A 4,463-nucleotide genomic window follows, 5' to 3' on the forward strand; every position below is an offset into this window, starting at 1 on the left:
ACTGTTCCGTCGCTTGAAAGGCTACCGCCGGATTTTCTCGCGCTTCGAGAAGCTGGATGTCATGTTCCTTGGATTCCTCAGCTTCGTCCTAGTCGTTGATGGGCTTCGGATGTGTTAACAGGCCCTAGTCGGCATGTTTCTGAAGTACGGGCCGCAGAGCACCGAGCTCGTGGTCTGGGTGTTCGGGCGCCTGCATGGCGCGGCGTTCCTGTTCTATGTCGCGGTCAGCATGATTGCCGCATTGCGGCTGCGCTGGCCCTGGTGGGCATGGGCCGTGAGCCTGCTGGCGGCGTTGCCGCCGCTGGTGACGGTGCCGCTGGAGATGTGGTTCCGGCGTCTCGGCTTGCTGGGCCAGCGGCGACCTGTTGCGCACTGACCCGCTGCGCGCTCGGCGCACGCGACACGTGGCAGCACGTTTGCCGCCGACGCTGGCCCATCAGATCAAGGAGCCGGTGTTTCTTGCGGCCGGTGGCAAGGACGAGCGCGCCGATCGAACACACCAAACGGATGGAGCGCGCACTCAAGGATGCCGGCGTGCCGGTGGATCGCTGTACTCCCCAACGAGGGCAACCGGTTCTACACCGAGCCGCATCGATGCGAGTACGGCACGCGCTTGCTGACGTTCTTGAGTCAACAGTAGGTGGCAGTACGGCCAAGTGAGTGCCACCGTGTCATCCGGGCCTGGCCGGATGACACGTGTGATCCGGCAGCTTGACGCGGCGAATCGTCAGCCGCGGACATGGCGCCGCATCGGCCACCGCACCGCCTGCGCCTGGCTCAATTCGCCGGCATCGGCTGCATCTGATACTGCGCCGGCGGGGTCGCACCGAGCAGGTATTGCACGAAGTAATCCCAGCGGCGGCGGGTGACGTACGGGGTGAGATCGCCGTAGCCATGCTTGGCGTTGGGCAGCATCAGCATGTCGAAGTTCTTGTTGGCCTTGATCAAGGCATCGGCCACCAGCAAGGTGAGGTACGGCGGCACGTTGTCGTCCAGGGTGCCGTGCACCAGCATCAGCCGGCCCTTGAGCTTGCTGGCGTGGTTGGCGTTGGCCTGGTCGTCGTAGTTGGAGGTACCGTCCTTGTTGACGATGTGCTCGCCGTGATATTTCTCGGCCCAGTCGTCTTCGTAGCCGCGATTGTCGTGGTTGCCGCTTTCCGACCAGGCGACCTTGAAGAAATCCGGATAGCGCAGCATCGCGCCGGTCGAGGCGTTGCCGCCGCCGGAATGGCCCCAGATGCCGACGCGATCCAGATCGATCCAGGGATAGCGCTGACCAAGCTCCTTCAAGCCGGCGACCTGATCGGGCAAGGTGTTGTCGCCCATGTCGGCGTACCAGGTGTCGTGGAAACTCTTGGAGCGCCACGGCGTGCCCATGCCATCGATGGCAATCACAATAAAGCCCAGTTCGGCCAGCGACTGGTTGTCGCCATGTCCGGCGAGAAAGCTGCGCCCGCGCACCGAGCCGGTCTGCGGGCCGGGGTAGACGTAATCGATGACCGGATACTTGCGCGCCGGGTCGAAGTTGGTGGGCTTGAACATCAACCCGTACAGCGTGGTCTTGCCATCGCGTGCCTTCACCGTGATGGGTTCTGGCGGAACCCAGCCGGCCGCCTTGAGACGCGTGATATCGGCGGTGGCCATCGTGCTCACAGTGCGGCCGTCGCCGGCTTCGCGCAGCAACGTGACCGGCGGCGTGACCGAGGTGGAATAGGTGTCGACAAAGCGTGCGCCATCGGGCGACAGCGCGATGCTGTGGTTGGCCGGTTCCGGCGTGAGCAACACCGGCTCGCCGCCATCCAGGCTGACTTTCCACAGCTGCTGGTAGTACGGGTCCACGCCTGCGCTGCGGCCGACGCCGACAAACCATGCGGTGCGCGTGACCGGGTCCACGCGCAGCAATTCGGTGACGTTGCCTTGGCCGGTGGTGATGGCGCGCTTGGGTTTGCCGGTGGCCAGATCGTAGAGATACAGCTGGCCCCAATCGCTGCGTTCGGAGAACCACACCGCCTCGTTGCTGGCCGGCAGATAGGCCCAATTGGCCGCGACCTGGCCGCTTTCGTAATAGGTTTTGACGGTTTCATCGAAGGCGGTACGCACCGCGCCCGTGCTGGCATCGGCAATGCGCAACCAGGTCTGCTTGTGGAAGCGCGAGGTGGAGGCGAACGCCAACGTCTTGCTGTCCGGTGCCCACTTCACGTCGTCCCACAGGCCAGGCGAGCAACTTACGTCGTCGCAGAGCGTGGAGCGATGTTGGTCCGGCGGTGTCTTCAGGCGCAGCACGCTGCGGGTGGGCACGTCGATGATGACGCGTTCGATCATGGTCACGTCCTTGTCGCCGGCCAGCGGATATTTCCACGCCTGCAGCTCCGGATGCCCAAGCTTGGTGCTGACCAGGTACATGTCGCCGGTCTTGCGCTGGTCCTGCTGGAAGGTGGCGATCTTGCGGGAGTCCGGCGACCACGCCACGATGGCATTGTCGGTGTGCTGCCAGCCGGCGTTGTCGGTGGCGTAACCGAAGTTTTCCACGCCATCGCGGGTGAGCTGGGTTTCCTGGCCGCCGGGAAGATCGCGTACCCACAGGTTCCAGTCGCGGATGAAGGCTTCGCTGCGCTTGTCCGGCGACAGCACGCCCGGTTCCGGTTTGTCCTTGGCGTATAGCTTGCTGCAACGCGCACGCGCATCGCAGACCACGGCGGTATCGCGCACGTTGAGGCGGTAGCGACCATCGGCGGTGACCTTGACCATCGGCGCGAAGGTGTCGGCCTTGAGCGGCTTGTCGCCGGTCTTCAATAGCGTGTTGAGCGAAGCGACCAGCGCAGCCTGTTTGAAGAACGGTGCGGTCTTGCCGGTGCTGGTGTCCAGCTGCAGCAGCCGGTTGCCCTTGGCATCGTGATCGACATATGCCACGTGCGTGGCGTCCAGCCAGTCGATGCGGGTGAGGGCGTGGTCCACCAGCGGCTGTGCGGCGTAGTTGATCAGCCGTTCGGCGCGCGCGTAGTCGGCCTCGGTGACGGCAGGGGCTTGCGCGCTGGCAAGTGCCGGCAGAGCGGCCAGGGCGACGACGATGCACAGGTGCCGCAGCGGCAACGAGATGGTGGGCATGAAGACTCTCCGGGATGAAAGGAGCGCGCAATGCGGTCGGCGCGACCGTCCGATGCTACCCGCCACGCGGGCCGGGTGCCTCTGCCAGAAGTCGTGCCTGGCGCTCGGGGACGCACGGTGCCCGCTTAGCTGTTTCAACGGGCTAAGATCTGTCATCGGGGACGCCTTGCAGTGATCGCCCCCGGCGGCTGCGGGGCGACCAAACGCCAGAGCTGCGCCGCCAGCATCTGCTGCTGCCCGCCGCACACGTGCCTGCGTGCGAAAGGCGTGTCTGCGTAGCGCGACGCGCATGGCGGAACCAGTTCGCTAAGCACCGGCACGCCTGCGCGAGTGCTGCAGCGATGGCAGATCCGCCCGCGCGCTTACTTGCTCATGCAGCGCTTCCAGCGCTCGTTCACCCGCTGCGCAAACCAGGCGGTGGTGAGCGTGCGGGTGATCTTGGGGCTTTCCAGGGTGATGCCGGGCAACACGGCACGCGGCAGCGGCTTGCCGGCGCTGCGCTCTGCCAGTGCGAACACCTGGCGGTACAGGTCGGAGTTCGCGAAATCTGCGGTGTTGCCGTCCTCCAGTGCGCGGCGGAGCTGGCGGTCGCTCATCGCCAACTGGCTGCCCAGGCTGCGTGCGGCGCGCTCGGTGCCGCCGGGCGCATCCAGGCTGGCGCCCGGCGTGAGCAGGTCGCCGTCCAGGGCCAGCGCGATACCGCTGGCCTTGCTCAGCGCGGCCTGGAAGGCGGCATTGCGGCTGGCGTACCAGCCGGCGTTGAAATCGGCGAAGCGGTACAGCAGCGCGTCGTAGTTGACCGGATAACCCAGCAGATGCTGGGTACCGAACCACAGCCCACCGCGCCGGCTGAAGACTTCGTGGCGGATCGAATCGCCGGGCGGGTAGGGGTAGCGCTGCGCATGCTGTTCGGCGAAGGCGATGCTCACCTGCATCGGCCCGGCGGTATGCAACGGGTTGAACCCGTCGAACAGTCGCGCGCCCAACGGCACGCTGCCGGTGAAGTCTTCGAAGATGCGGCTCAGTTCCTGCTCGGTGCGCGCGGCAGCGATGCGCGTGGCATAGCTGCGCCCATCCGGCGACGGCAGACGCAAGGCGGCATCGACCATGAAGGCGGGAATGTGATGCGCACCGGCGCGGCGGTCGATCTCTGCCCGCGAGATCTTGCCCAGGTTGGGCACGACCGGGTTGGCCTGTAGCGACGTCCCCCCACCCTGAGTAGTGGTTTGGTTTAGAGTCCGGGGGTAATGATATCGGTGTTTGCCAGATGTTGGGCATAAGCAGCCGGGGTCATGCCGCCGATCGCCTTCTTGGGTCGGTCCTCGTTGTATTCGCGTCGCCAGCGTTCGATTTCGGTG

General features: G+C 65.4%; 2 protein-coding genes and 3 pseudogenes. 2 read left to right on the forward strand and 3 right to left on the reverse strand.

Annotated elements, in window-relative coordinates; genetic code table 11:
* Positions 1–118 (forward strand): annotated as a pseudogene (locus tag F7R02_RS24430) (IS5-like element ISCARN85 family transposase); the annotation flags it as partial.
* A 6-nt stretch (positions 119–124) separates the two neighbouring features.
* Positions 125–376: pseudogene (locus F7R02_RS24435) on the forward strand (DUF3817 domain-containing protein); the annotation flags it as partial.
* Positions 377–777: 401 nt separating this feature from the next.
* Here the strand turns inward: F7R02_RS24435 and F7R02_RS24445 are convergent.
* The 3 genes and pseudogenes from F7R02_RS24445 to F7R02_RS24455 all read right to left on the reverse strand — a co-directional run.
* Positions 778–3,105 carry a S9 family peptidase gene (locus F7R02_RS24445; RefSeq protein ID WP_139371108.1) on the reverse strand — a complete coding sequence of 776 codons (2,328 nt, stop codon included), beginning with the start codon at positions 3,103–3,105 and terminating at the stop codon, positions 778–780.
* 362 nt (positions 3,106–3,467) lie between these two features.
* A pseudogene (locus tag F7R02_RS24450) lies at positions 3,468–4,310 on the reverse strand (DUF1615 domain-containing protein); the annotation flags it as partial.
* Positions 4,311–4,336: 26 nt separating this feature from the next.
* Positions 4,337–4,463: integrase core domain-containing protein (locus F7R02_RS24455; protein WP_151210081.1), on the reverse strand; the 127-nt coding region annotated here is incomplete at its 5' end.

The sequence above is a fragment of the Xanthomonas cissicola genome, from assembly GCF_008801575.1.
In the GTDB taxonomy this organism is placed as follows: domain Bacteria; phylum Pseudomonadota; class Gammaproteobacteria; order Xanthomonadales; family Xanthomonadaceae; genus Xanthomonas; species Xanthomonas cissicola.